The following is a 20,349-nucleotide window of genomic DNA, read 5'->3' as shown; positions in this document are numbered from 1 at the left end:
ACCGCCCGTCAGCCGGTCGAGGCCGGCGCCGACACCGACACCGACACCGGAGTAGTCGCGCCGGTCGCCCCGTCCGCCGTACCGGCGGTGCGTGCCCGTACCGCCAGTACGGCGGCGAGTACCGCGGGAACCAGCAGCAGACCGAAGGTCGCGCCGTACGCCACCAGCGGATCGGCGGGCGAGCTCAGCCCCGCGTTGAAGAGCGCGGCGGCCAGGCCCATCACCACGATCTGGCCCAGGTTCTGGGTGGTCTGGAGCGCGTTCCCGGTCGCGCCCTCGCGGCCCGGCGGGCTGTGGTCGAGGGCGAGCAGGGTCACCGACGGCGTGAGCATGCCCATCCCGAGCGCCGCGACGCCCAGGGACACCGCCGAGGTGATCGGGGGCGTGGCCGGGAACGTTCCGGCGACCGCCACCAGCAGACCCGCCGCCATGACGACCGCGCCGACCGTGACCGTACGGTGCCGGGGCCAGTGCGTCAGCCACTTGCCCTGCAACCACGACCCGGCCGCCCAGGCGATCGCGGCGGCCGTGAAGGCGATCCCCGTCTGAACGGGGGACACCTTGCGCTCCGTGTCCAGCAGCAGCGGAACGAACGCCTCCAGCGTGAAGTAGGTCCCCGACGCGAGCCCCCGCAGCAGCACCGTCACCGGCAGCCCGGCCGCGGCCCGTGCGGTGCCCCGCGGCAGCAGTCTCGGCGCGAACATCACCAGCAGGGTCACCCCGACCCCGGTACTCAGCAGATGCGGTACGTCCCAGGCGGAGACCCCGAACTGGGCCAGCGCCGCGCCCAGGCTGACCGCCACCGCGATCAGCAGCGGCGGGCGCGGCCCCTTCTCCTTCTCGAGAGTCTCGGGGCTCTCGGGGCTCTCGGCGCTCTTGGGCGGCGCCGCGGCGCGCGCCCGGCGGACCAGCATCACCACGACGACGATCGCCGGGACCACATTGAGCACGGCGAGACCCAGGAACACCGTCCGCCACGAGGACCAGGCGACCACCAGTCCGGCCAGCGGCGGGCCGATCAGGGAAGGAACGATCCAGCAGGTACTCATCAGGGCCAGCGCGCGGGGCCGCAGCCGGTCGGGGAAGGTATGCGCGACGGCGGTGTTGACCGCCACCGCGATCATTCCGGCGGTCAGCCCCTCCAGGAAGCGGCCCGCCGCGAGCTGCCAGATCGTGGTGCTCGTCCCGGAGATCACCAGGGTCACCACCGCCATCCCGATCCCCGCGGCGAGCGGACGGTACGGCCCCGAGCGGTCCGCCCAACTGCCGCCGATCACCCCGCCGATCAGGCTCGCCGCCACAAAGCACCCGGCGACCAGTGGATAGAGCGCGACCCCGTCCAGCTGACGGGCGGCCAGGGGAAGGGTCGGCAGTACGGCGAGGGCCGCGAAGCCCTCCAGGAACATCACCACGGCGAAGGTCGCCGTGGCAGTCGCGTACCGCCGGGAGAACAGCCCCTCCCCGGACGCCTTGTCGGCTGTATCGACCACTGATTCACGTGTCACGAGGGCGCAAAGTATCCCCCTCGGCGATCACATGCCATCGAATATCGGCGCCGTGTGATGACCGCGCGGCGGATCCCGCGAGTCCGGGCACCGGGCGGGGACTTCACCGCGGTAATACCGTTGGCCGCCCCGGACGTCCCGTGCTTGCATGACCCCCATGGTGTCCACCGAACGTCTGCTCGCCTTCGCCGCCCTGTCGTTCGTGCTGATCGTGGTCCCCGGACCCAGCGTGCTGTTCGTCGTCGGACGGGCACTCGCGCAGGGCCGCCGCGCGGCCCTCACCACGGTCGCCGGGAACACCCTGGGCGCCTACGCGCTGATCGTCGCCGTCGCGCTCGGCGTGGGCTCCGTCGTGGAGCGCTCGGTCCTCGTCTTCACCCTGCTCAAGCTGGCGGGCGCCGCGTATCTGGTCTACCTCGGCGTGAAGGCGTGGCGCGGACGGGGCGCGCTGTACGCCTCGTTCACCGGCGCCGCCCCGGCCCCCGACGGCCGCCGCACGTTCTGGGAGGGGTTCGTCGTCGGGGTCTCCAACCCCAAGACCATCGTCTTCTTCGCGGCCGTGCTCCCGCAGTTCGTCGACCGGAGCCAGGGGCAGGTCGCCGTCCAGATGCTCGTCCTCGGTCTTGTCTTCAGCGCCATCGCGCTCACCCTCGACATGGTGTGGGGCCTCCTGGCGTCCGGGGCCCGCGACTGGTTCGCCCGCTCGCCCCGACGGCTCTCCGCCGTGGGCGGGGTCGGCGGGCTCACCATGATCGGACTCGGTGTCGGGGTGGCGGCCACCGGGCGCCAGGACTGAGAGCCACCGCCCCGGTCAATGAGGACAGTGGCTGACCGCATGCCCTCCTAACGTGGGGCCCATGAACACCACCGCCACCGGCGTGGGCGCGGACCACGCGCCCGCCGCCGATTCCACCGTCCACCCCTTCCGCGTCGACATCCCGCAGGAGCGGCTCGACGATCTGGACGCCCGGCTCGCCGCCACACGCTGGCCCGCCGAGCTGCCCGGCGTCGGCTGGAGCCGCGGCGTACCGGTCGGATATCTGAAGGAGCTGGCCGAGTACTGGCGTACGGGCTACGACTGGCGGGCGCGGGAGGCGGAACTCAACCGATACCCCCACTTCCGGACCGGGATCGACGGCCAGACGATCCACTTCCTGCACATCCGCTCCGAGCGCCCCGACGCGACCCCCTTGCTGCTGCTGCACGGCTGGCCGGGGACGTTCGCCGACTTCCTCGACGTCGTCGGCCCGCTGACCGACCCGGCCGGACACGGCGGGGACGCCGCCGACGCCTTCCACCTGGTCGTCCCGTCGCTTCCCGGCTTCGGCTTCTCCACCCCGCTGGCCGGCCCCGGAGCCGACGCCGCCGCCATGGCCAGGACCATGACCGTCCTGATGGAACGTCTCGGTTACGAGCGGTACGGCGTCCACGGCTACGACACCGGGTCCTGGGTCGCCCCCGCCGTCGGCCGGCACGCCCCCGACCGGGTCATCGGCGTCCATGTCAACGGCATGATCACCTTCCCGGTGGGCGCCGAAGGGGAGTTCGACGACCTCGGCGACGCCGACCGGCGGCGCTGGTTCGCGATGGAGAACTTCAACGACGGCTACCTCCAGTGCAACGCGAAGCGCCCGCAGACCGTGGCGTACGGGCTCACCGACTCGCCCGTGGGGCAGCTCGCCTGGATGGTCGAAAAGTTCAAGGAGCTGACCCACCCGGAGGAGGGGCTGCCCGAGGACAGCATCGACCGGGACCGGATGCTGACGGAGGTGTCCCTCTACTGGCTGACCGGGACGGCGGCGTCCGCCGCGCAGATCTACTACGAGGAGATCTCGGCCGCCTCCTGGGACACCGGTGACGGCACCGGCGAGTCCGGAGAGTCCGGTGACAACGACGGCAGCGACGGCAGCGGCGGTTGGGGGCTTCGCGGGACCGTTCCGACCGCCGTCCTCCTCTCCGCCCACGACGTCACCGTCCGGCCCTGGGCCGAACGGGACCATCACATCGTCCGCTGGACGGAACTCGACCGCGGTGGGCACTTCCTCTCCCTGGAGGAGCCCGACCTGCTGACCGACGACATCCGCGCCTTCTTCCGGTCATCGCGCGCGCACGCCTGAACCCCGACGTGCCGGCCCGGCACAACACGACACGGCACGACAACGACGACGAAGGGACGACCCATGGACCAGCCCCGGGTCTTCGCCACGGCAGACGCGTACGACCAGTGGCTGACGGAGCACCACGACACCGCCACCGAGATGTGGATCGCCCTGCCCAAGAAGGGCACCGACGCCACCTCCCTCACCCGTGCCGAGGCGCTCGACGTCTCCCTCTGCCACGGCTGGATCGACGGTCTGGCGTCGTCGACCAACACTCCCGACGGCTGGTGGGCGCTGCGCCACTCGCCCCGGCGGCCCCGCAGCCCCTGGTCGAAGATCAACCGCGCCCGCGCGGAGGAACTCGTCCGCGAGGGCCGGATGCGCCCCGCCGGACTCGACCGGATCGAAAGCGCCCGCGCCGACGGCCGCTGGGCCGCCGCCTACGATCCGCCGAGCACCGCGCGGGTCCCCGACGATCTGCGGGCGGCCCTCGACGCCGTCCCGGCGGCGGCCGAGGCCTTCGCGGCGCTCGGCCGCGGTGCCTCCTACGGGATCCTCACGGACATCCAGCTGGCACGGCGGCCGGAGACCCGGGCCCGCCGGATCGCCGTGTTCACGGCCCGGCTGGCCGCGGGGGAGCCCCCGCGGGGCCACCGGACCTGACCGCGCCCGCACCCGGGGCGCGGGGCGACCGAGCGAAAAGGGGGCGGCGAGGACATGGCGGGGCGCCACGATCACCGTCGAGCGGTGACCGTTCTTCCGGCGGGTCGATGTCCTCACCGTCCCGGTCGGGGACCGCTCCTACTCCACCGGCGACGGCCATGACCCGGACCGCCGCCGGAGCCCGTGGGAGAACCGGCTGCGGGCCCCGTGAACCGCTCGTGGTGGATCAGTTCCGGCGCAGCAGACAGACATCCATGATCCAGCCCTTGCGCTCCCGGGCCTCCGCCCGCAGCCGCGCGATCCGCTCCGCCACATCGCCCAGCCGCCCCGCCACCAGGATCTCGTCCCCGGTCCCGACGTACGCGCCCCAGTGGACGGACGTGTCGGGGTCGAGTCCGCCGGTGAACAAGGGCTCGGAGCCCAGCATCACCACCACGTCGTCCACCCCCTCCGGCCAGCCCTCGGCGAGCCGCCGGCCCGTCGTGATCAGCACCGGGCGCCCCACCCGGTTCAGCCCCGTACGATGCCGCGCCAGCAGCGCCGACACCGAACTCACCCCCGGAACCACCTCGACGTCGAAGTCGACCGTCCCCCGCTCCCGTACCTCCTCCAGCACACCCAGCGCGGAGTCGTACAGCGCCGGATCGCCCCACACCAGGACCGCTCCGCACTCGTCGTCGCCCAGCTCGTCCGCGATGAACCGCTCGTACGGCTCCGCGCGCCGCGACCGCCAGTCGGCCACCGCGGCCGGATAGTCCGCGGCCCGCCGGTCCCGCTCCGGATCAGCCACCACGACCAGCCGGTACGACCCCGGCTCGCGATGGACGTCGAGCAGCCGCCGCCGCGCCTCCGTCTGCTCCGCCGCCCGCTCCCCCTTGTCGAGGACGAGAAAGGCGTCCGCCGCCTTCAGCGCCTTCACCGCCCGGAGCGTCAGGTCCTCCGGGTCACCCGCCCCGATACCGATCACCATCATCGTGCGCATCCACCGATCCTCCCCCTTCGGACCCGGCACGGGACCTATCCTCCGACCATGCGCGTCGCCCTCTTCGTCACCTGCGTCACCGACGCGCTCCACCCGGACACCGGGATCGCGACCGTACGCCTCCACCCTCTGCGGCGCCTGCTACGACGTCTGCCCCGTCGCCATCGACATCCCCGAGGTACTGGTACGGCTCCGGACCCGGATCGCGGACCGCGGCGGCCGGGGCCACCGGCGCGAACGGGCCGCGTTCCTGGCCGCGGGCCTGGTCCTCGACCATCCGGCGGTGCTCGCGGCCACCGAACGCCTCCTCGCCGCGACCCGCGCCCTGCACCCGGCCCGCCCGCCCGGCGCGGCGCCGTGGACCACCGGCCGTGCCCTGCCGCACATTCCCGAGCGGTCGTTCCGCGCCTGGTGGCGGACGCACCGCGAGCCGACCCCGCCACCGGTGCCTACAGCACCCGGGCCCGGCCCCCGCCGAGAAGACCCCGTCCGGCGCCGCCCCCTCCCGTCAGCCCCGACGGACTCCCGCACACACATCCTCGCCCGGGTCCTGGCGGCCGTGGCCGGGGCGCCCGAGCCCCCGGAGATCCGCCGCGACTACTCCGTACGCCACACCGACGGCGACCCCGCCGCACTGACGGAACTGCTGAGCCGGCGCCTGGCGGACTACCGGGCCGCGGTCCACCGCACCACGGCCGCCGCGCTGCCCGCCCTCGTCGCCGGGATCCTGGCCGCGCACCGCGCCCGTACCGTCGTCGTCCCCGGCGGAACCCCCGCCGACTGGCTCACCGACACCGACGCCACCCGGCTCACCGACGAAGGACCCCTGACCCCGTGGGACCTCGACCGCGCGGACGCCGTGATCAGCGGCTGCGCCCTGGCCGTCGCGGAGACCGGCACCCTCGTCCTCGACGGCGGCCCCGCCCAGGGCCGCCGTGCGCTCACCCTCGTACCGGATCTCCATCTCTGCGTCGTCCACGTCCCCGCGCAACTGGTGGCGTCGGTCCCCGACGCCCTGCCCCGGCTCACCCCCACCCGCCCGCTGACCTGGATCTCCGGCCCCTCCGCGACCAGCGACATCGAACTCGACCGGGTCGAGGGCGTCCACGGCCCCCGCCGCCTCGAAGTCCTCCTATGCGAGGGTTAGCCGCGGCGCCTCGGCCCGCGCGTCCACCGGCCCGCCCCCACCCACCAGCCGCCCCGCCAGATCCCGGGCCCACGCCGCGAGCCCCGAGACATCGACGTCGTACGGATCCCCGTACCCCGAGATGCGCTCCGCCCCCCGCTCCAGCAGCCGCGCCCCGCCCAGCGCGTTGCCGCGCGCCGCGTGCGTCAGCCCCACGGCGAGCTGCGCCAGCCCCTGCCACAGATCCCGCTCCGGCTCGGGCCGGGTCTTCCACGCGTCCTCGAACACCTCGTGCGCGTGGAACGGCTTCCCCTCGTCCAGCAGCCGCTGCGCCTCCAGCAGACTCTCCCGCGGCGCCCGCACCACCCCCTCGGCCTGCCGCTCCACCCCCGCCCGCCCGTACGGCAGCGGGCGTCCCAGCCCGTCCCTGGGCCGCGCGCTCCGGGCGCGCCCTTCACTGTCCCGGTCCCTCGGTGTCCTCTCCACACCCCGATTCTCCCCGAGAACCACCCCGGCCCGCAGGCCACCGTGACGGAACCCCCTGCCGAGTGGGGTAAAGTCTTCCCTGCGAGCCCGGCCGACCGACCGGCAGGGCGGACATCGGGACGTGGCGCAGCTTGGTAGCGCACTTGACTGGGGGTCAAGGGGTCGCAGGTTCAAATCCTGTCGTCCCGACCAGCGTTTTCGCAGGTCGTAGGCGGTATCGGAGAAATCCGGTACCGCCTTTCCGTCGTTCTTGGGGACCGATGAGGGGACACGGGCAGGGCGGGCCGGGAGGAAGAGCGCGCGTCTCCGCCCCGGTCGGGAGGGTGGCGCCGGCCGGGTTTCCGTTGGCGGGGAGGGTCAGGCGGGGATCCAGTCGGGCCACTGTGGCGGAATGTTGCTCGTGGGGCACAGGCCCGTGTGGCTGGGGTAGCCGTCCAGGGTGCCTCGGGTCGCGAAGACCCACCAGGCCAACAGGACCGTCGAGACAACCATCAGCAGGAGGGGGGTCAGGATCCGGGCGGCTTTCGGGGCACGGCGGGTCAGGCGCCGGCCGAGGAACAAGGCCGCGACCGCGGAAAGGACTCCCGCGCCCATGACCAGGGGAAGCAGCAGAGTGAGCTCGAAGCCTCCCCCCGCGTCGCCACCCCCTTCGCAGTAGAGGCGGGCCCAGACGGTCAGCGACCAGCCGCCGTATCCCACGGCGGCTCCGAACACGGCGGCTCCCGCCCAGGGGAGACGGGCGCGAGTTCCCGGCTTGAGGGTGTTCACGGGACGGAGGGACATCGAACACACCGCTCGCGGTTCCGCGAAGGGCACCGGTAGACCGGCCTCCGCCGCTGGTGATCATTCCGGCCATGGCCGGCGGTGGATCCCGATCGCCGCGGCGAGTGGCGGAAACGCACCACGGCACCCGCCCGGCGGGAAACGCCGGGCGGGTGCCGTAGGTGCGGGCTCAGGCGGGGGTGATGTTCTCCGCCTGGGGGCCCTTCTGGCCCTGGGTGACGTCGAAGTTCACCTTCTGGCCCTCCTGGAGCTCACGGAAGCCCGAGGTGGCGATGTTGGAGTAGTGGGCGAAGACGTCGGGGCCGCCACCGTCCTGCTCGATGAAGCCGAAGCCCTTTTCCGCGTTGAACCACTTGACGGTTCCGCTGGCCATTTTGTGTCCTCCAAGGGGACTCGAAGCCGTCTCCCGCACCCTGCGGGAGTCCGGAGGTGATCGCCCTGGTCCTCAGAGACTCTGAACAGCACAATCGCCCGTGAGCATGCACACGGGCGACCGGTACTTCGGAACCACGACAGCTGACCCTCACGCTACACCGGTAACCCCGCGTGCACAGCAGGTTTGCTCAGGATCACGTGTGCAAGTCCACCGGCCCGACCATCCTCGCCGTTGCCGGCCGCCCGGATTCCGGCCGTGTCGTCGCGTCCATGGCGCGGGCCGGCAAGGGCACACCGGCGGGGCGGGGCGTTGACAGGAGGAGGGGCATCGGGAAGGGTCTGGAGCCATGCAGCCACTGGGTGACCCGCGGGTCCGTCTTGTGGAGCGCCGCCACGTCGACCTGGTCCGTGTCGCGAGCGCCATCTGTCGCCGCGTCTGACGCGCCCCGCCGCCCCCTGAGGCTCCGTCGGTCTTCCGACTGATCTGGTACGCCCCGGATCTTCCCCCCTTCATCTCGGCGACCCCGTTCCCGGTTCCGGGTTCCCGCATCCCCCGTCTCCGCGCGCCGCCCGGCGTCCCGCGGAGCCCGTACTCCTGCCCTGGAGCACCCCTGTGACCTCTTTCGACCCGTCCCTGTCCCGGCGCGCCTTCGGCGGTACCGCCGCCGGGGCCGTGGCATCCCTCGGGCTGTCCGCCGCCGACGCCGCCGCCGACAGCGCCGGAACCCCGCCCGCCGAGCGCCCGTTCCGTGCCGCCCCCGCGCGCGGGCGGGGTGCCCGCCGCCCCAATGTGCTGTTCATCCTGGGCGACGACCTCGGCTGGGCCGATCTGTCCTCGTACGGGGCTCCGGAGATCCGTACCCCGCATCTGGACCGGCTCGCCCGGCAGGGCGTGCGGTTCACCGACGCGTACAGCGGCTCCGCGACCTGCTCACCCACCCGGTTCAGCCTCTACACCGGACGCTATCCGGGGCGTACGAAGGGCGGGCTCGCCGAGCCGATAGCGGACCGGTCGGCCGGGCTCGAACCCACCCATCCCACCCTCGCCTCACTCCTGGGCGACGCCGGGTACCGCACCGCCCTGATCGGCAAGTGGCACTGCGGCTATCTGCCCGACTACAGCCCCACCCGGTCCGGCTGGGACGAGTTCTTCGGCAACTTCGGCGGGGCGCTGGAGTACTACTCCAAACTCAGCTCCAGTGGTGAGTACGACCTCTACGAAGGCGACGCCGAATACCGCGACCTGCGCTACTACACCCGGATCCTGACTGAACGGGCGGTCGAGTACGTGAGCCGTGACCACGGCCGTACCCCCTGGCTCCTCAACCTCAACTACACCACCCCGCACTGGCCGTGGATCGCCGACGGCGACGAGGAGGCCGGTGCCGAGATCGTCCGCCGGATCGAGGCGGGCGACCGGCGCGCGCTGCGGCACCAGGACGGGGGCTCGCTCGCGAAGTACCGGCAGATGGTCGAGGACCTCGACCGCTCGGTCGGCCAGGTGCTCACGGCCCTGAAGCGGTCCGGGCAGGAGGACGACACGCTGGTGTTCTTCGCCAGCGACAACGGCGGCGAACGGTTCTCGTACAACTGGCCGCTCAGCGGCAACAAGGGCTCCCTCCTGGACGGCGGCATCCGGGTGCCCTCGATCCTGCGCTGGCCCGCGCGGATCGACGGCGGCCAGGTCAGCCGGGTCCCCGTGTACTCCCCCGACTGGACGGCGACCCTCCTGGACATCGGCGGCGCGCGCCCCCATCCGGCGTACCCCCTCGACGGCGTCAGCCTCGCGGGCCATCTGCTGCACGGCACCGAGGTGCCCCCGCGCGACCTGTTCTGGCGGGTCCGGGGGGAGCGGGCGCTGCGGCGGGGCGAGTGGAAGTACTACCGGGGCAAGGACGGCAGGGACCGCCTCCACCGCCTGTCGGAGGACATCCGCGAGCAGGCCGACAAGTCCGCCGTACGGCCCGAACTGCTCGCGGAGCTGAGGACGGCGTGGGAGCGGATCGACGAAGGGCTGCTGCCGTACGCCACCTGAGCGGCCCCGCTCCACCGGCCCCGGCGATCAACCCACGTCAGGGGTGTGTGCGCCCCGGCGGGCGCCTGCGGTCACTCCGTTCGACGCGGTGCCCTGTAGAGGTCGTCGAGGCCGAGCGGCGCGGGCCGGGGGAGAGGTGGGGCGTCCGTCGCGAGGCAGGACTGGAGGAAGTAGGCGAGCAGGCGGCGGGACGCGGCCATGGAGGCCGCGGGGGAGTCCCCTACGACGCCGTTGTTGGCCAGGAACAGGAGGGTGACGTCGCTGGGGTCGAAGTCCTCGCGCAGCTGTCCGGTGTCCTTCGCGCGCCGTACCAGCCGGGCGAGGCCCGCCTCGGCGCGGGCACGTTCACGGTGGACGTCGGGCGCGTCGGGGAACTGGGAGAGGAACGCGGCGCTGAACCCGCGGTCCTGGGCCTGCATCGCGCACACCTTGGTGAGGACGTCGCGAAGTCCGTGCCAGGGGTCGTCGTTCTGAAGGGCCTCGTCGAGGGCCGCGACGCACCGGCCGAATTGCTCGGCGAACGCGGCGGCGATCAGCGAGCCGCGGGTCGGGAAGTGCCGGTAGAGGGTGGCGGCACCCACGCCCGCCCTGCGGGCGATCGTGCTGGAGGGTACGTCGGTGCCGTCGAGGGCGTACGCCTCGCGGGCGGCCCGGAGGAGCCGGGCGCGGTTGTGCCGGGCGTCGGCCCGCTGCCCCGGGGCGGGAGGTCCCGGGGCGGGAGGTCCTGAGGCGGGAGGTCCTGAGGCGGGAGGTCCCGAGTCGGAGGGGGACGCGTTCCGAGGCAGTCGGGCAGGCATGTCTCCCACTTAATCACCAACGGAAGGGTTGGACCGTTCAGCCGGTTAGCGTGCTCGGGTACCGCGGTGTCCCGCGGTCGGCTCGCTGCCGCCGAGGTTGCGGCCGTGAGTCCTCCCGCCGAACGACGTGCCATGTGTACGGAGGTTTTCCGTGTTTGCTGTGCGATACCACCGCTACGGCGGTTCCGAGGTCCTTCGCGTGGAGGAGGCCGAAGAGCCGCACGCCGGGCCGGGGCAGGTCCGTATCGCGGTGCGTGCCACCGGAGTCACCCCTGCCGACTGGTACCTGCGCTCGGGGATGCTCCGGCACATCGCCACCGTGGACTTCCCCCATATCCCCGGTATGGACGCCGCGGGAATCGTCGACGAGGTGGGAGAGGGGGTGACCGGCACCGCCGTGGGAGACGCCGTCTTCGGCCTCGTCCCCTTCGCGGACCAGGGCGGCGCCGCGGCCCAGTACGCCGTACTGGAGGCGTGGGCGTCCAAGCCCGACTCGTGGTCCTTCGAGGAAGCGGGTGGCGCCGCGGGCAACATCGACTCGGCCACACGTGTGCTGGAGGCGCTGGCAGCCGCCGAAGGCATGACCTTGTTGATCGACGGTGCCGCCGGAGGCGTCGGCACCATCGCCGCCCAACTCGCCCGGGCCCGCGGCCTCACCGTGATCGGCACCGCGAGCGAAGGCAACCACGGCTTCCTCGAACGGCTCGGCGTCGTACCGGTCACCTACGGGCCCGGGTTGGCCGAACGCCTGGCCCCACTGGCTCCGCTCGGTGTCGATGTGGCGCTGGACGCGGCCGGCAAGGGTTCCCTCGCCGAACTGGTGGCCGTCGTCGGCGGCCCGCACCGCGTGGTGACCATCGCGGACTTCGACGCCGACCGGCACGGGGTGCGGTTCTCCCGCTCCGAAGCCGGACACTCGCCGGGCTGGGCGGGACTCCCCCTCGCCGCCGACCTCGCCGACCACGGCCGCCTCACCGTGCCGCTGCACGCCGTGTTCCCGCTGAAGGAGGCCGCCGCGGCCCATGACGTCAGCGCCACCGGCCACGCGCGCGGCAAAATCGTCATCACCGTGCCCTGACACGCGGACACGCGGACACACGGACACTTCGGGCCGCGACCAGCGGCCCGAAGCGGGGCGTCAGGCCGCGGCTCCGCTGTCGACGACCAGGTCGGTGCCGACGACCGCGCCGGCCGCGGGTGAGGCGAGATAGAGCACCGCGGCCGCCACTTCCTCGGCCTTCGCGACCCGTCCGAGCGGATTCTCCGTCCGCACCCGCTCGGCACGGTCGGCCGCGGTCTCGCCGGGCCGCAGCGACATGGGGGCGTCGGAGGCGCCGGGGCTGACCGCGTTGATCCGGATGCCCTGGTGGATGTGGTCGAGGGCGGCGGCGCGGGTCAGCGCGGCGACCGCCGCCTTCGAGGTGAGATACGCGCCGAAGCCCGGGATCCGCAGATGCGCGCCCAGGTTGGAGGAGATGTTGACGACGACTCCGCCGCCGTTCTCCCGCATATGCGCGATCTCGTGCTTCATGGCCAGCCAGACGCCGGTGACATTGGTCCGGAGCACCGCGTCCCAGTCCTCCTCGGTCACCTCGCCGACGGGGACGGTGCCGCGGAGTATCCCGGCGTTGTTGACCGCGATGTCCAGTCCGCCGAAGCGGGTGACGGTCTCGTGTACGAGGTTGTGGAGGCTGCCGGAGTCGGTGACATCGGCGGTGACGGCGACGGCCGTGCCGCCGGCCGCCCCGACGAGGCCGACGGTCACGTCCAGGGACGCCGCGGTGCGTCCCGCGGCGACCACGGACCCGCCCTCGGCGGCGAAGGCGAGGGCGATCGCGCGGCCGAGGCCGGAGCCCGCGCCGGTGACGAGGACGGTCTTGCCGGTGAAGCGGTTCATCGTGGTGACTCCCATGAAGTGGTGGACTGCCAAAGCCTTCTGCAACACGCTTTACGCGCGGTGGTTCAGGAGGGCGACGGCGGCGAGTGCGGCCCCCGTCGCGGCCAGGGACGAGGCATCGCCGCCGAGTGTGAGCAGGACGGCGAAGAGGACGGTCGGGCCGAACTCCATCGCGGTGTTCAGCACGCCACCCGCGAGGCCGGTCCGCTGTGGCGGTACGCCTTCGGTGGCGAGTACGGCGGCTCCGGCGAACGAGGCCGCGGCGCCGGCCGGCAGCAGGACGAGGCCGGGCAGCAGTCCGTACGCGTACGAGATGTGCGGGTCGAGCCCGGTGAGCGCGAGGAGGGCGAGCCCGGCCGCGGCCGTGGAGAGCCCGGCGGTCGTGACGGCTCCGGCCCCGTAACGGCCGATGAGCGGTCCCGCGGCCCGGCCCGAGGCGATCAGCGCGACGGCGAACGGCACGAAGGCGGCCGAGGTCTGCAACTGCGACCAGTCGCGCCCCTGCTGGAGGTGGAGCGAGAGGACCACGAAGGTCATGGCGGTCCCGCAGGCGCTCAGGGCGACGGCGGTGAGGGCGAGGGCCCGCCGCCGGTCGAGCAGGAATCCGGGTGGCAGCAGCGGGTCGCGGGCCAGGCGCTCGGTGTACCGGAACGCGGTCAGCAGCGCGGCCCCGCCGAGCAGCGGTACGAGCACACCCGCCGACGACCAGGGGTGGGCGTCGGTGACGACGAGCCCGTAACCGGCCAGGGTGATCCCGGCGGTGGCGAGCAGGGCGCCCGGCAGATCGAGACTCCTGCCCCGGTTCGGCGCGGTGTCCGGCAGCAGCCGGGGCGTGAGGGCCAGGGCCACGACGGCCACCACGAGCGGTACGGCGAAGGTCCAACGCCACGACAGCAGCGCCGAGACGACACCGGAGAGCAGATTGCCCGCGGTCGCGCCGAGCACCGAGAGCCCGCCCCAGGTGGCCATCGCCCTGCCGTACGCGGCGGGGGAGGGGAAGACGGCCCGCAGGACGGCCATGGCGGCCGGTGCGACGAGGGCCGCGCCCGCGCCCTGCGCGAAGCGCGCCGCGAGCAGGGTCCAAATACCGGGGGCGAGCAGGGCGGCGGCCGACGCGGCGGCGAAGAGGACGAGGCCCGCGGTGAGGACGCGCCGCCCGCCGTAGCGGTCGGCGAGACGCCCCCCGAAGAGCACCAGCCCGGCGAAGGTCAGTCCGTAGGCGGCGCTGAGCAGGATCAGATCGGCCCGCTCCAGAGCCCATTCGTCTCCGATGCGGGGCAGCGGTACGGCGATCGCGGCGAGTGTGAAGATCAGCGTTATCTGGACGCCGCCGAGGAGGACGAAGGCCCGGCGGTGCCGTGTGACGGCGACGCGGGTGGTGTCCGTGACGGTCATGTCTCCCCCTGATTTTTGACCGATCGGTTCATTATTCGGGCATGCGAAAGGGAGCCCAACGGCTCCCGTGTGCATGTCAGTCCAGCAGGGTCAGTGCCTGTTCGGCCGCGTCCCGCACCCGCGCGGGGTCGTTCGATGCCTTGCCGACGATCCGGATGCCCTGCAATAGGACGAGCAGCATGCGGGCCAGCGCGCGCGGATCGCGCTCCTCGGGAAGCTCGCCCCGGGCCCGGGCCCGAACGAGCGCGGAGTGCAGCAGGGTCTCGACGCGATCCCAGCCGATCTCGACCCGGCGGGCCGCCGCGGGGTCGTGCGGGGCCAGCTCGGCCGCGGTGTTGGTGACGAGGCAGCCGTTCAGCCGCCCGGCCGGCGATGCGGCCTCCGCGGCGAACCTGCGCACCACCGCCCGTACCGCGGGCAACGCGGGTCCCGGCTGGGACAGTTCGGCCAGGAGGAGCGGGTCGCGCAGCTCGGCGTACCGGTCCATGGCCTTCAGGAACAGCTCGTGCTTGCTGCCGAAGGTCGCGTAGATACTGGCGCGGCCGATGCCGAGATGCTCGACGAGGTCCGTGATCGACGTCGCTTCGTAACCGCGCCGCCAGAACAGCTCAAGAGCCGACTGCAGCGCGGCGTCCGGATCGAATTCCTTGGTCCTGGCCACAGGGCGACCTTAGGGGAATCTGGAACGCTCGGTCAAATAACTGGCCTTGGTGGCCCGGTGGTTCGTCGGGCTGCCGGCCGGCCCCGGCCGTGCCGCGGCCGGCCGGAGACCCGATGGCACCCTCCCGCAACCCGCGGGGTCAGTCCGTGAAGCCGACCCCGCTGTCGCGCCGGGTCCGGTCGACGGAGAGGGTGAAGACGTCGGGGCGGCCGTAGTGACCCGCGACGTCCAGGTCGAGCGTCTCGCCGTAGCGGTGGGCGGGGTCGACGGTGACGGTGATGAGGCGGGCCTCGTCGTACACCGGCTCCAGGACCCATGAGCCGTCCGGGGCCACGACGCTCGAACCCCCGGTGAAGAGCAGACCGTTCTCCGGGGCGTCCGGGCCCACTCCGGCGCGGTAGGCGGCGAGCAGATCGGCCGGGACGTCGTCCGTGGAGAGGACCAGGCCCGCCGACACCACGAAGCAGCGGCCCTCCAGAGCGTACGAGCGGGCGGCGATCACATGGCTCTCCGGCATATCGGGCCAGGCCGCGACATGGATCTCCTCGTGCTGCGCGTGCAGGGCGTGCCGGGCGAGGGGGTGGAAGTGCTCCCAGCAGACCAGCGACCCGATCCGGCCCGCCGGGGTGTCGACGACCCGCAGGCCCGCCCCGTCGCCGGCCGCCCAGACGATGCGCTCGGTGTGGGTGGGCGTCAGCTTGCGGTGGACGTTGAGGGTGCCGCCGTCGGGGCCGATGGTCAGCAGGGAGTTGTAGAGGGAACCGGAGCCGGCCGCGGCCCGCTCGTTGAGGCCGAGGACGACGGTCACCCCGTGCTCCCGGGCCGCGGCCCTGACCGGGGCGAGGGCGTCGTCGCCCCCGGGGTCCAGGACCGGGCTCTGCTCCAGCAGCCGGGCGTGCCACCGCCGGGCCTCCGCGTCCCGCCAGCCCGCGAGACCGAACACCCACGCCGGATAGCAGGTGAGCCAGGTCTCGGGGAAGACGACGAGATCCGCGCCCGCCCGCGCGGCCTCGGCGACGTACGCCGTGGCACGGCGCAGGGACTCGTCCAGGTCCAGCAGGGCGGGCGGCTGCTGGACGACGGCGACGGTGGTGGTCATGACCGCTCCTCACCTGGGCGCGTGTAGAGGGCGGGGCGCCGGTCCGCGTGGACGTCGTTGAGCTCGCTGATCGCCTTGTCGCGGGCGTCGGCGAGGGGGAGGGTGGCGGTGAGGACCGCTTCCTCGCCGAGGTGAAGCGGGGTCACGGGGTAGCCGTCGGCGTCGATGATCGCGCTGCCGCCGAGCCAGTCCTGGCCGCGTTCGGTGCCGGTCCGGTCGGCGACGGCGACGAACATCCGGTTGACGGCGGCGTCGGCCTGGACGCGGACGATCTCACCCGGCCGCTCACCGTCGGGGCGCGGATACAGCGGCCAGTTGACCGGGCCGCACAGCAGTTCGGCGCCGTCCAGCGCCGCGAGCCGTACCCACTCCGGGAACTCCAGGTCGTAGCAGACCATGAAGCCGATCCGGCCGTACGGGGTGTCGACGACCGGCGGCGGCGCGTCCCCGGGGGTGAAGCCCCAGGTCTTCTCGCCGTTCCACAGATGGACCTTGCGGTACGTGGCCCGCAGCCCGGCCGGATCGACGAGGGCGGCGGAGTTGTGGACCCGGCCGTCGTCGCCGCGTTCCGCGAAGCCGCCGACGACGACCAGGTCGTGGCGGGCGGCGAGCGCCTCCCACTCCTTGACCGTGGCGCCGTCCGCGGGCTCCGCGAAGGACCGCAGCTCCGCCGCGTCGGCGAAGACGTAGCCGGTGTTCGCCAGCTCGGGCAGGACCACGACCCGCGCGCCGCGCGCCGCCGCCGCCTCGACCGCCGTACGGATCCGCCGCCGGTTCCCCTCGACGTCGCCGACGCGGGGGGCGATCTGGCAGACGGCGACGGTGACCCCGGTGGTCCCGGGTCGGTTCGCGGGCCCGCTCATCGGCCGGCTCCTTCCAGTTCGGCTTCGCTCGCCGCGCGCGCGGCGGCCTCCGCCTCATGGTCCAGGTTCCGGGAGAACAGCAGGTACAGCACGCCGGAGACGGTCAGACCGACGACGAACGAGAAGTCCGCGCCGCCGAGCGCGTCCGCGACGGGGCCGACGTAGAAGCTCGTCGAGAAGAAGGGGATCATCGCGACGAATCCGAGGACGTAGGCCGTGACGCCGCGCCAGGCCCAGCGCCCGTAGATGCCGTCCGGCTTGAGGATCTCGGCGATGGCGTACTTGCCCCGGCGGACGAAGTAGAAGTCGACCAGGTTCACCGCGGTCCACGGGACCAGGAAGTACAGCATCATCAGGACGAAGTTGTTGAAGCTGCCGATGTAGTCGTCCGGGATCAGCAGGGCGACCACCAGGGACACCAGACCGACGACGGCGAGTCCGATCACGCGCAGCCGCACGGTGGGGCGCACCTTGCGGAAGCCGTCCAGCGCGCTGGCGCCGGTGAGCATCGCGCCGTAGGCGTTGACTCCCATGATGGAGATCAGGGCGAGCACCGAGGCCATCACGACGATCAGGCCGAAGCCGGGGAAGAGCAGATCGCCGACCTCGCGCAGGGCGAGGATCGGGTCCGGGTCCGGCAGATAGCTGGCGAGGATCGCGCCCAGGGACATCAGCCAGACGGCGGAGAACGCGGCGCCCGCGTAGACCGCGGTGATCAGCTTGCGCGCGGGCACCTTCGCCGGCAGGTAGCGGGTGTAGTCGGAGACGTAGACCGAGTAGCTGATGTTGTAGCCGGCCGCGAGGGAGAACTGGACCAGGAAGGCCGTCAGGTCCCAGCCCGCGGTGGCCGCGGGCACATCGGCGCCGACGGGTTCGCCGCCGAAGTGGACGATCGCGACCACGGTGAGCACGGCGAAGACGACGACCAGCAGATACGTCAGCCAGCGCTGGACGAAGTGGAGCAGGTCGTGGCCGACGACGGCGATGACGATGGAGACCGCGATCAGGACCGGGTACCAGAAGAACTCGCCGCCCGGCAGCAGCAGTCCGAGGCCCTGCTCGGCGAGGACCGTGTCGAAGACGAGGAAGCCCACATAGACGAAGACGGTCGCGGCGAACGGCACCGTGGAGCCCCGGCTGCCGAACTGCGCCCGGGACTGGATCATCTGGGGCAGCCCCATCCGGGGGCCCTGGTTGGCGTGGAAGGCCATGAAGAACGTGCCGGCGCCGACGCCGAGCACGATGGCCAGCACGCTGTACCAGACGCTCAGTCCCATGGAGGCGCCGACGAATCCGGCGACCATGGTCGGCAGGACGAAATTGCCGGTGAACCAGAACGGGCCCTGGTGCCAGACCTTGCCGTGCCGCTCGGACGAGGGCACGTAGTCGATGGAGTGCTGCTCGATGGCGGAGTCGCGCTGGGTCGCGGTGTCCGAGGAGGTCATCGCCTTCCCCTATCGTTCGGTCGGCCGGTCGGCCGTCGGGGGCAGGTGGTCGGGCGTCATCGCCGAGAGGATCTCGTACGCGGTGTGCGCGGCGGCGACGGCGGTGAGCTGGGCGTGGTCGTAGGCGGGGGCCACCTCGACCACATCGGCGCCCACCAGACGGGTCCCGCGCAGGGCGCGGATCATGGCGAGCAGTTCACGGCTGGTCATCCCGCCCGCCTCGGGGGTCCCGGTGCCGGGGGCGTGCGCCGGGTCGAGGACATCGATGTCGACGGAGAGGTAGACCGGCCGGTCGCCGAGGCGGGTGAGCATGCGCTCGATCGCCCGGGGCAGGCCCTCGGTCTCGATCTCGGGGCTGGAGATCACGGCGAACCCGAGGCGTTCGTCGTCCCGCAGGTCCTGCCGCGAGTACAGCGGGCCCCTGGTGCCCACGTGCAGGCTGGCCGTGCGGTCGATGAGCCCCTCCTCGGACGCGCGCCGGAAGGGGGTCCCGTGGGTGACGGGGGCGCCGAAGTAGGTGTCCCAGGTGTCGAGGTGCGCGTCGAAGTGGAGCACCGCGACCGGGCCGTGCCGCTTGGTGACCGAGCGCAGCAGCGGCAGCGCGATGGTGTGGTCGCCGCCGAGGGTCAGCAGCCGGGTGCCGTCCGCGGTCAGCGCGTCCGCGGCTTCCTGGATCCCGGCGACCGCCTCGTCGATGCTGAACGGGTTGGCCGCGATATCGCCCGCGTCGGCGATCTGCTGGGCGGCGAAGGGCGCCACGTCCTGCGCCGGGTTGTACGGCCGCAGCAGCCGCGATGCCTCCCGGATGTGCGCGGGCCCGAATCGGGCGCCGGGCCGGTAGCTCACCCCGCTGTCGAAGGGCACTCCGACGACGGCGATATCGGCGCGCGGGACGTCTTCGATACGGGGCAGCCGGGCGAAGGTCGCGATGCCCGCGTAGCGGGGACTCAGACTCGCGTCAGGGGGGCCGACCGGGGGCCTGGGGGGTTCGACGGCGTTCATCCGAACCTCGGATCTGTTGCGGGACGGGAAGTTACCTATACACAAGAAATAATGCTTATTAGGCAACTTGCATTCCGGGTAGTGTTTGCTCCGGGCGACCACTCTGTCAAGAGTTGTCCGGAAGCCGAACGAACGACGCGAGGACTTCGATGAAAGCGCTGCACCCGACGCCGTCCGGCGATCCGGTACGGGTCGGGGCGCGTCTGCGCTCCTGTCGCAAGGCGCAGGGCCTCACCATCGAACAGGTCGCCGCCGCGACCGGGCTGACCAGCGGATTCATCAGCCGGGTCGAGCGTGATGAGACCTCGCCGAGCGTGACGTCCCTCGTCACCCTCTGCCAGGTGCTGTCCCTGCCGGTCGGCTCCCTGTTCGAAGGTGCCGACACCGAGGTGATCCGGCTGGAGACGGCCCCGCGCCTCAATATGGGCGGACACGGCGTCGAGGACCGGATGGTCACGCCCCGCGCCCAGTCGAAGATCCAGATCTTGCGGTCGCTTCTCGAACCGGACGCGCACGGCGGCGAGGATCTGTACACCATCAACTGCGACGTGGAAGTGCTGCACGTCGTCAGCGGCGAGGTCGCCGTCCGCTTCACCGACCGTACGGAGACCCTGGCGGCCGGGGACACCCTGACCTTCTCCGGCCGGGAGCCGCACACCTGGCGCAACTCCGGCTCGGGGCCGGCCGAGGTCACCTGGACCTTTGTGCCCGCGCCCTGGAGCGGTTCCCACTGATCGCCCGCCCCTGTGCGTCAGGGGTGCGAGATCTGCCGATCATGGCGCCATTTTGGCGCAAGGTGCGAGGGGCCGGATGATCGCCCCTTGCCGGCCCCGCGGGGTCGTTGTCGTCGACCCTCGCGCCACCTTGACGCGTACCTGCTGTCGGTGGCGCCGGAGATGCCGTAGATTCCCCTCGTGAACCGCCGGATGGACACGGTTGGTCCCCGGGTTGTCGTGGCGCAACATCTGCGCCATAATGGCGCCATGGGGATGAGTCGCCGGTGGAAAGGCTCGGTCCCGGCTCCGCGGTACGCCGACAGGCGTGGCCCGCGAGGCCGGTGCCGCCGCACCGTCCGGGCACGCTGAACCGAACCGACCGTCGTCTTTCCCGTCCGGCGCCTGGGGACACCCACCGGA

At 72.5% G+C, this 20,349-nt stretch carries 21 protein-coding genes, 1 tRNA gene and 1 pseudogene; 10 read left to right on the top strand and 13 right to left on the bottom strand.

What is annotated here, in order from left to right; genetic code table 11:
- Positions 1-8: 8 nt before the first annotated feature.
- Positions 9-1,505: an MFS transporter gene (locus ACFXG1_RS01640; protein WP_384722512.1), complete on the bottom strand. Its 1,497-nt coding sequence runs from the start codon at positions 1,503-1,505 to the stop codon at positions 9-11.
- A 157-nt stretch (positions 1,506-1,662) separates the two neighbouring features.
- Between ACFXG1_RS01640 and ACFXG1_RS01635 the strand changes: the two genes are divergently transcribed.
- The 3 genes from ACFXG1_RS01635 (at position 1,663) to ACFXG1_RS01625 (ending at position 4,267) form a co-directional block, all read left to right on the top strand.
- Positions 1,663-2,301: a LysE family translocator gene (locus tag ACFXG1_RS01635; RefSeq protein ID WP_384740265.1), complete on the top strand. Its 639-nt coding sequence runs from the start codon at positions 1,663-1,665 to the stop codon at positions 2,299-2,301.
- 61 nt (positions 2,302-2,362) lie between these two features.
- Complete coding sequence (locus ACFXG1_RS01630) at positions 2,363-3,622, top strand: epoxide hydrolase family protein (RefSeq protein WP_384740215.1); 1,260 nt, start codon at positions 2,363-2,365, stop codon at positions 3,620-3,622.
- A 63-nt stretch (positions 3,623-3,685) separates the two neighbouring features.
- Positions 3,686-4,267, top strand: coding sequence for a YdeI family protein (locus ACFXG1_RS01625; RefSeq protein WP_384740212.1), 582 nt, complete (start codon positions 3,686-3,688; stop codon positions 4,265-4,267).
- A 226-nt stretch (positions 4,268-4,493) separates the two neighbouring features.
- On the opposite strand, the gene cobF is transcribed toward ACFXG1_RS01625, so the two are convergent.
- Complete coding sequence (cobF, locus tag ACFXG1_RS01620; protein WP_384720594.1) at positions 4,494-5,249, bottom strand: precorrin-6A synthase (deacetylating); 756 nt, start codon at positions 5,247-5,249, stop codon at positions 4,494-4,496.
- On the opposite strand from cobF, the pseudogene ACFXG1_RS01615 reads away from it, so the two are divergent.
- Both ACFXG1_RS01615 and ACFXG1_RS01610 read left to right on the top strand, forming a co-directional pair.
- Positions 5,242-5,613 (top strand): annotated as a pseudogene (locus tag ACFXG1_RS01615) (hypothetical protein); the annotation flags it as partial. The gene cobF and the pseudogene ACFXG1_RS01615 sit on opposite strands and share 8 nt — an antisense overlap.
- Positions 5,614-5,784: 171 nt before the next feature.
- On the top strand, positions 5,785-6,396 hold the full coding sequence (locus tag ACFXG1_RS01610; RefSeq protein ID WP_384720600.1) for a lactate utilization protein C: 612 nt from the start codon (positions 5,785-5,787) through the stop codon (positions 6,394-6,396).
- Here the strand turns inward: ACFXG1_RS01610 and ACFXG1_RS01605 are convergent.
- Positions 6,382-6,861, bottom strand: a complete 480-nt coding sequence (locus ACFXG1_RS01605) for a DUF309 domain-containing protein (protein WP_384720591.1) — start codon at positions 6,859-6,861, stop codon at positions 6,382-6,384. The two genes, ACFXG1_RS01610 and ACFXG1_RS01605, sit on opposite strands and share 15 nt — an antisense overlap.
- A gap of 115 nt (positions 6,862-6,976) precedes the next feature.
- Here ACFXG1_RS01605 and ACFXG1_RS01600 point away from each other — a divergent pair.
- Positions 6,977-7,053, top strand: a tRNA-Pro gene (locus ACFXG1_RS01600).
- Positions 7,054-7,218: 165 nt separating this feature from the next.
- On the opposite strand, the gene ACFXG1_RS01595 is transcribed toward ACFXG1_RS01600, so the two are convergent.
- Complete coding sequence (locus ACFXG1_RS01595; RefSeq protein ID WP_384720588.1) at positions 7,219-7,644, bottom strand: hypothetical protein; 426 nt, start codon at positions 7,642-7,644, stop codon at positions 7,219-7,221.
- A 169-nt stretch (positions 7,645-7,813) separates the two neighbouring features.
- The gene (locus ACFXG1_RS01590; RefSeq protein WP_384740208.1) at positions 7,814-8,017 is read right to left on the bottom strand and encodes a cold-shock protein; all 204 of its coding nucleotides are present in this window, start codon (positions 8,015-8,017) and stop codon (positions 7,814-7,816) included.
- 349 nt (positions 8,018-8,366) lie between these two features.
- On the opposite strand from ACFXG1_RS01590, the gene ACFXG1_RS01585 reads away from it, so the two are divergent.
- Entirely contained in the window at positions 8,367-8,459 is a 93-nt protein-coding gene (locus ACFXG1_RS01585) for a putative leader peptide (protein WP_384714801.1), read from the top strand.
- A 173-nt stretch (positions 8,460-8,632) separates the two neighbouring features.
- Positions 8,633-10,054 carry a sulfatase gene (locus ACFXG1_RS01580; RefSeq protein ID WP_384714798.1) on the top strand — a complete coding sequence of 474 codons (1,422 nt, stop codon included), beginning with the start codon at positions 8,633-8,635 and terminating at the stop codon, positions 10,052-10,054.
- 71 nt (positions 10,055-10,125) lie between these two features.
- Here ACFXG1_RS01580 and ACFXG1_RS01575 read toward each other — a convergent pair whose 3' ends face one another.
- The gene (locus ACFXG1_RS01575; protein WP_384714795.1) at positions 10,126-10,851 is read right to left on the bottom strand and encodes a TetR/AcrR family transcriptional regulator; all 726 of its coding nucleotides are present in this window, start codon (positions 10,849-10,851) and stop codon (positions 10,126-10,128) included.
- Positions 10,852-11,002: 151 nt separating this feature from the next.
- Here ACFXG1_RS01575 and ACFXG1_RS01570 point away from each other — a divergent pair, with 151 nt between their 5' ends.
- A complete protein-coding gene (locus tag ACFXG1_RS01570) occupies positions 11,003-11,929 on the top strand; it encodes an NADP-dependent oxidoreductase (RefSeq protein ID WP_384714792.1) in 927 nt (308 codons plus the stop codon).
- Positions 11,930-11,989: 60 nt separating this feature from the next.
- Here ACFXG1_RS01570 and ACFXG1_RS01565 read toward each other — a convergent pair whose 3' ends face one another.
- The 7 genes from ACFXG1_RS01565 to speB all read right to left on the bottom strand — a co-directional run bounded on the left by ACFXG1_RS01565 (position 11,990) and on the right by speB (position 19,213).
- The gene (locus ACFXG1_RS01565; protein WP_384714807.1) at positions 11,990-12,748 is read right to left on the bottom strand and encodes an SDR family NAD(P)-dependent oxidoreductase; all 759 of its coding nucleotides are present in this window, start codon (positions 12,746-12,748) and stop codon (positions 11,990-11,992) included.
- A gap of 51 nt (positions 12,749-12,799) precedes the next feature.
- The gene (locus ACFXG1_RS01560) at positions 12,800-14,143 is read right to left on the bottom strand and encodes an MFS transporter (RefSeq protein WP_384714789.1); all 1,344 of its coding nucleotides are present in this window, start codon (positions 14,141-14,143) and stop codon (positions 12,800-12,802) included.
- Positions 14,144-14,219: 76 nt separating this feature from the next.
- The gene (locus tag ACFXG1_RS01555) at positions 14,220-14,804 is read right to left on the bottom strand and encodes a TetR/AcrR family transcriptional regulator (RefSeq protein ID WP_384714786.1); all 585 of its coding nucleotides are present in this window, start codon (positions 14,802-14,804) and stop codon (positions 14,220-14,222) included.
- A 139-nt stretch (positions 14,805-14,943) separates the two neighbouring features.
- Positions 14,944-15,903: a carbon-nitrogen hydrolase family protein gene (locus ACFXG1_RS01550; protein WP_384714783.1), complete on the bottom strand. Its 960-nt coding sequence runs from the start codon at positions 15,901-15,903 to the stop codon at positions 14,944-14,946.
- Positions 15,900-16,766 (bottom strand): nitrilase-related carbon-nitrogen hydrolase, encoded by an 867-nt coding sequence (locus ACFXG1_RS01545; RefSeq protein ID WP_384740199.1) that lies wholly within the window; start codon positions 16,764-16,766, stop codon positions 15,900-15,902. The genes ACFXG1_RS01550 and ACFXG1_RS01545 overlap by 4 nt, the downstream gene beginning before the upstream one ends.
- Complete coding sequence (locus tag ACFXG1_RS01540; protein ID WP_384740196.1) at positions 16,763-18,211, bottom strand: purine-cytosine permease family protein; 1,449 nt, start codon at positions 18,209-18,211, stop codon at positions 16,763-16,765. Before ACFXG1_RS01540 ends, ACFXG1_RS01545 begins: the two co-directional genes overlap by 4 nt.
- 9 nt (positions 18,212-18,220) lie before the next feature.
- Positions 18,221-19,213: an agmatinase gene (gene speB, locus ACFXG1_RS01535; RefSeq protein WP_384721210.1), complete on the bottom strand. Its 993-nt coding sequence runs from the start codon at positions 19,211-19,213 to the stop codon at positions 18,221-18,223.
- A 149-nt stretch (positions 19,214-19,362) separates the two neighbouring features.
- On the opposite strand from speB, the gene ACFXG1_RS01530 reads away from it, so the two are divergent.
- Entirely contained in the window at positions 19,363-19,947 is a 585-nt protein-coding gene (locus ACFXG1_RS01530) for a helix-turn-helix domain-containing protein (protein ID WP_384721207.1), read from the top strand.
- The last annotated feature ends 402 nt before the right edge of the window (positions 19,948-20,349 follow it).

Source organism: Streptomyces sp. NPDC059248 (assembly GCF_042753905.1).
GTDB lineage: Bacteria > Actinomycetota > Actinomycetes > Streptomycetales > Streptomycetaceae > Streptomyces.
Note: the sequence above shows the minus strand (reverse complement) of the source record. Positions and strands in the feature narration are given on the sequence as shown.

Coding starts and splice junctions, on each gene's coding strand:
- ACFXG1_RS01530 (WP_384721207.1), top strand. CDS start 19,363: ATGAAAGCGCTGCACCCGACGCCGTCCGGCGATCCGGTACGGGTCGGG.
- ACFXG1_RS01595 (WP_384720588.1), bottom strand. CDS start 7,644: ATGTCCCTCCGTCCCGTGAACACCCTCAAGCCGGGAACTCGCGCCCGT.
- ACFXG1_RS01625 (WP_384740212.1), top strand. CDS start 3,686: ATGGACCAGCCCCGGGTCTTCGCCACGGCAGACGCGTACGACCAGTGG.
- speB (WP_384721210.1), bottom strand. CDS start 19,213: ATGAACGCCGTCGAACCCCCCAGGCCCCCGGTCGGCCCCCCTGACGCG.
- ACFXG1_RS01575 (WP_384714795.1), bottom strand. CDS start 10,851: ATGCCTGCCCGACTGCCTCGGAACGCGTCCCCCTCCGACTCGGGACCT.
- ACFXG1_RS01590 (WP_384740208.1), bottom strand. CDS start 8,017: ATGGCCAGCGGAACCGTCAAGTGGTTCAACGCGGAAAAGGGCTTCGGC.
- ACFXG1_RS01630 (WP_384740215.1), top strand. CDS start 2,363: ATGAACACCACCGCCACCGGCGTGGGCGCGGACCACGCGCCCGCCGCC.
- cobF (WP_384720594.1), bottom strand. CDS start 5,249: ATGCGCACGATGATGGTGATCGGTATCGGGGCGGGTGACCCGGAGGAC.
- ACFXG1_RS01565 (WP_384714807.1), bottom strand. CDS start 12,748: ATGAACCGCTTCACCGGCAAGACCGTCCTCGTCACCGGCGCGGGCTCC.
- ACFXG1_RS01635 (WP_384740265.1), top strand. CDS start 1,663: ATGGTGTCCACCGAACGTCTGCTCGCCTTCGCCGCCCTGTCGTTCGTG.
- ACFXG1_RS01545 (WP_384740199.1), bottom strand. CDS start 16,766: ATGAGCGGGCCCGCGAACCGACCCGGGACCACCGGGGTCACCGTCGCC.
- ACFXG1_RS01550 (WP_384714783.1), bottom strand. CDS start 15,903: ATGACCACCACCGTCGCCGTCGTCCAGCAGCCGCCCGCCCTGCTGGAC.
- ACFXG1_RS01560 (WP_384714789.1), bottom strand. CDS start 14,143: ATGACCGTCACGGACACCACCCGCGTCGCCGTCACACGGCACCGCCGG.
- ACFXG1_RS01540 (WP_384740196.1), bottom strand. CDS start 18,211: ATGACCTCCTCGGACACCGCGACCCAGCGCGACTCCGCCATCGAGCAG.
- ACFXG1_RS01585 (WP_384714801.1), top strand. CDS start 8,367: ATGCAGCCACTGGGTGACCCGCGGGTCCGTCTTGTGGAGCGCCGCCAC.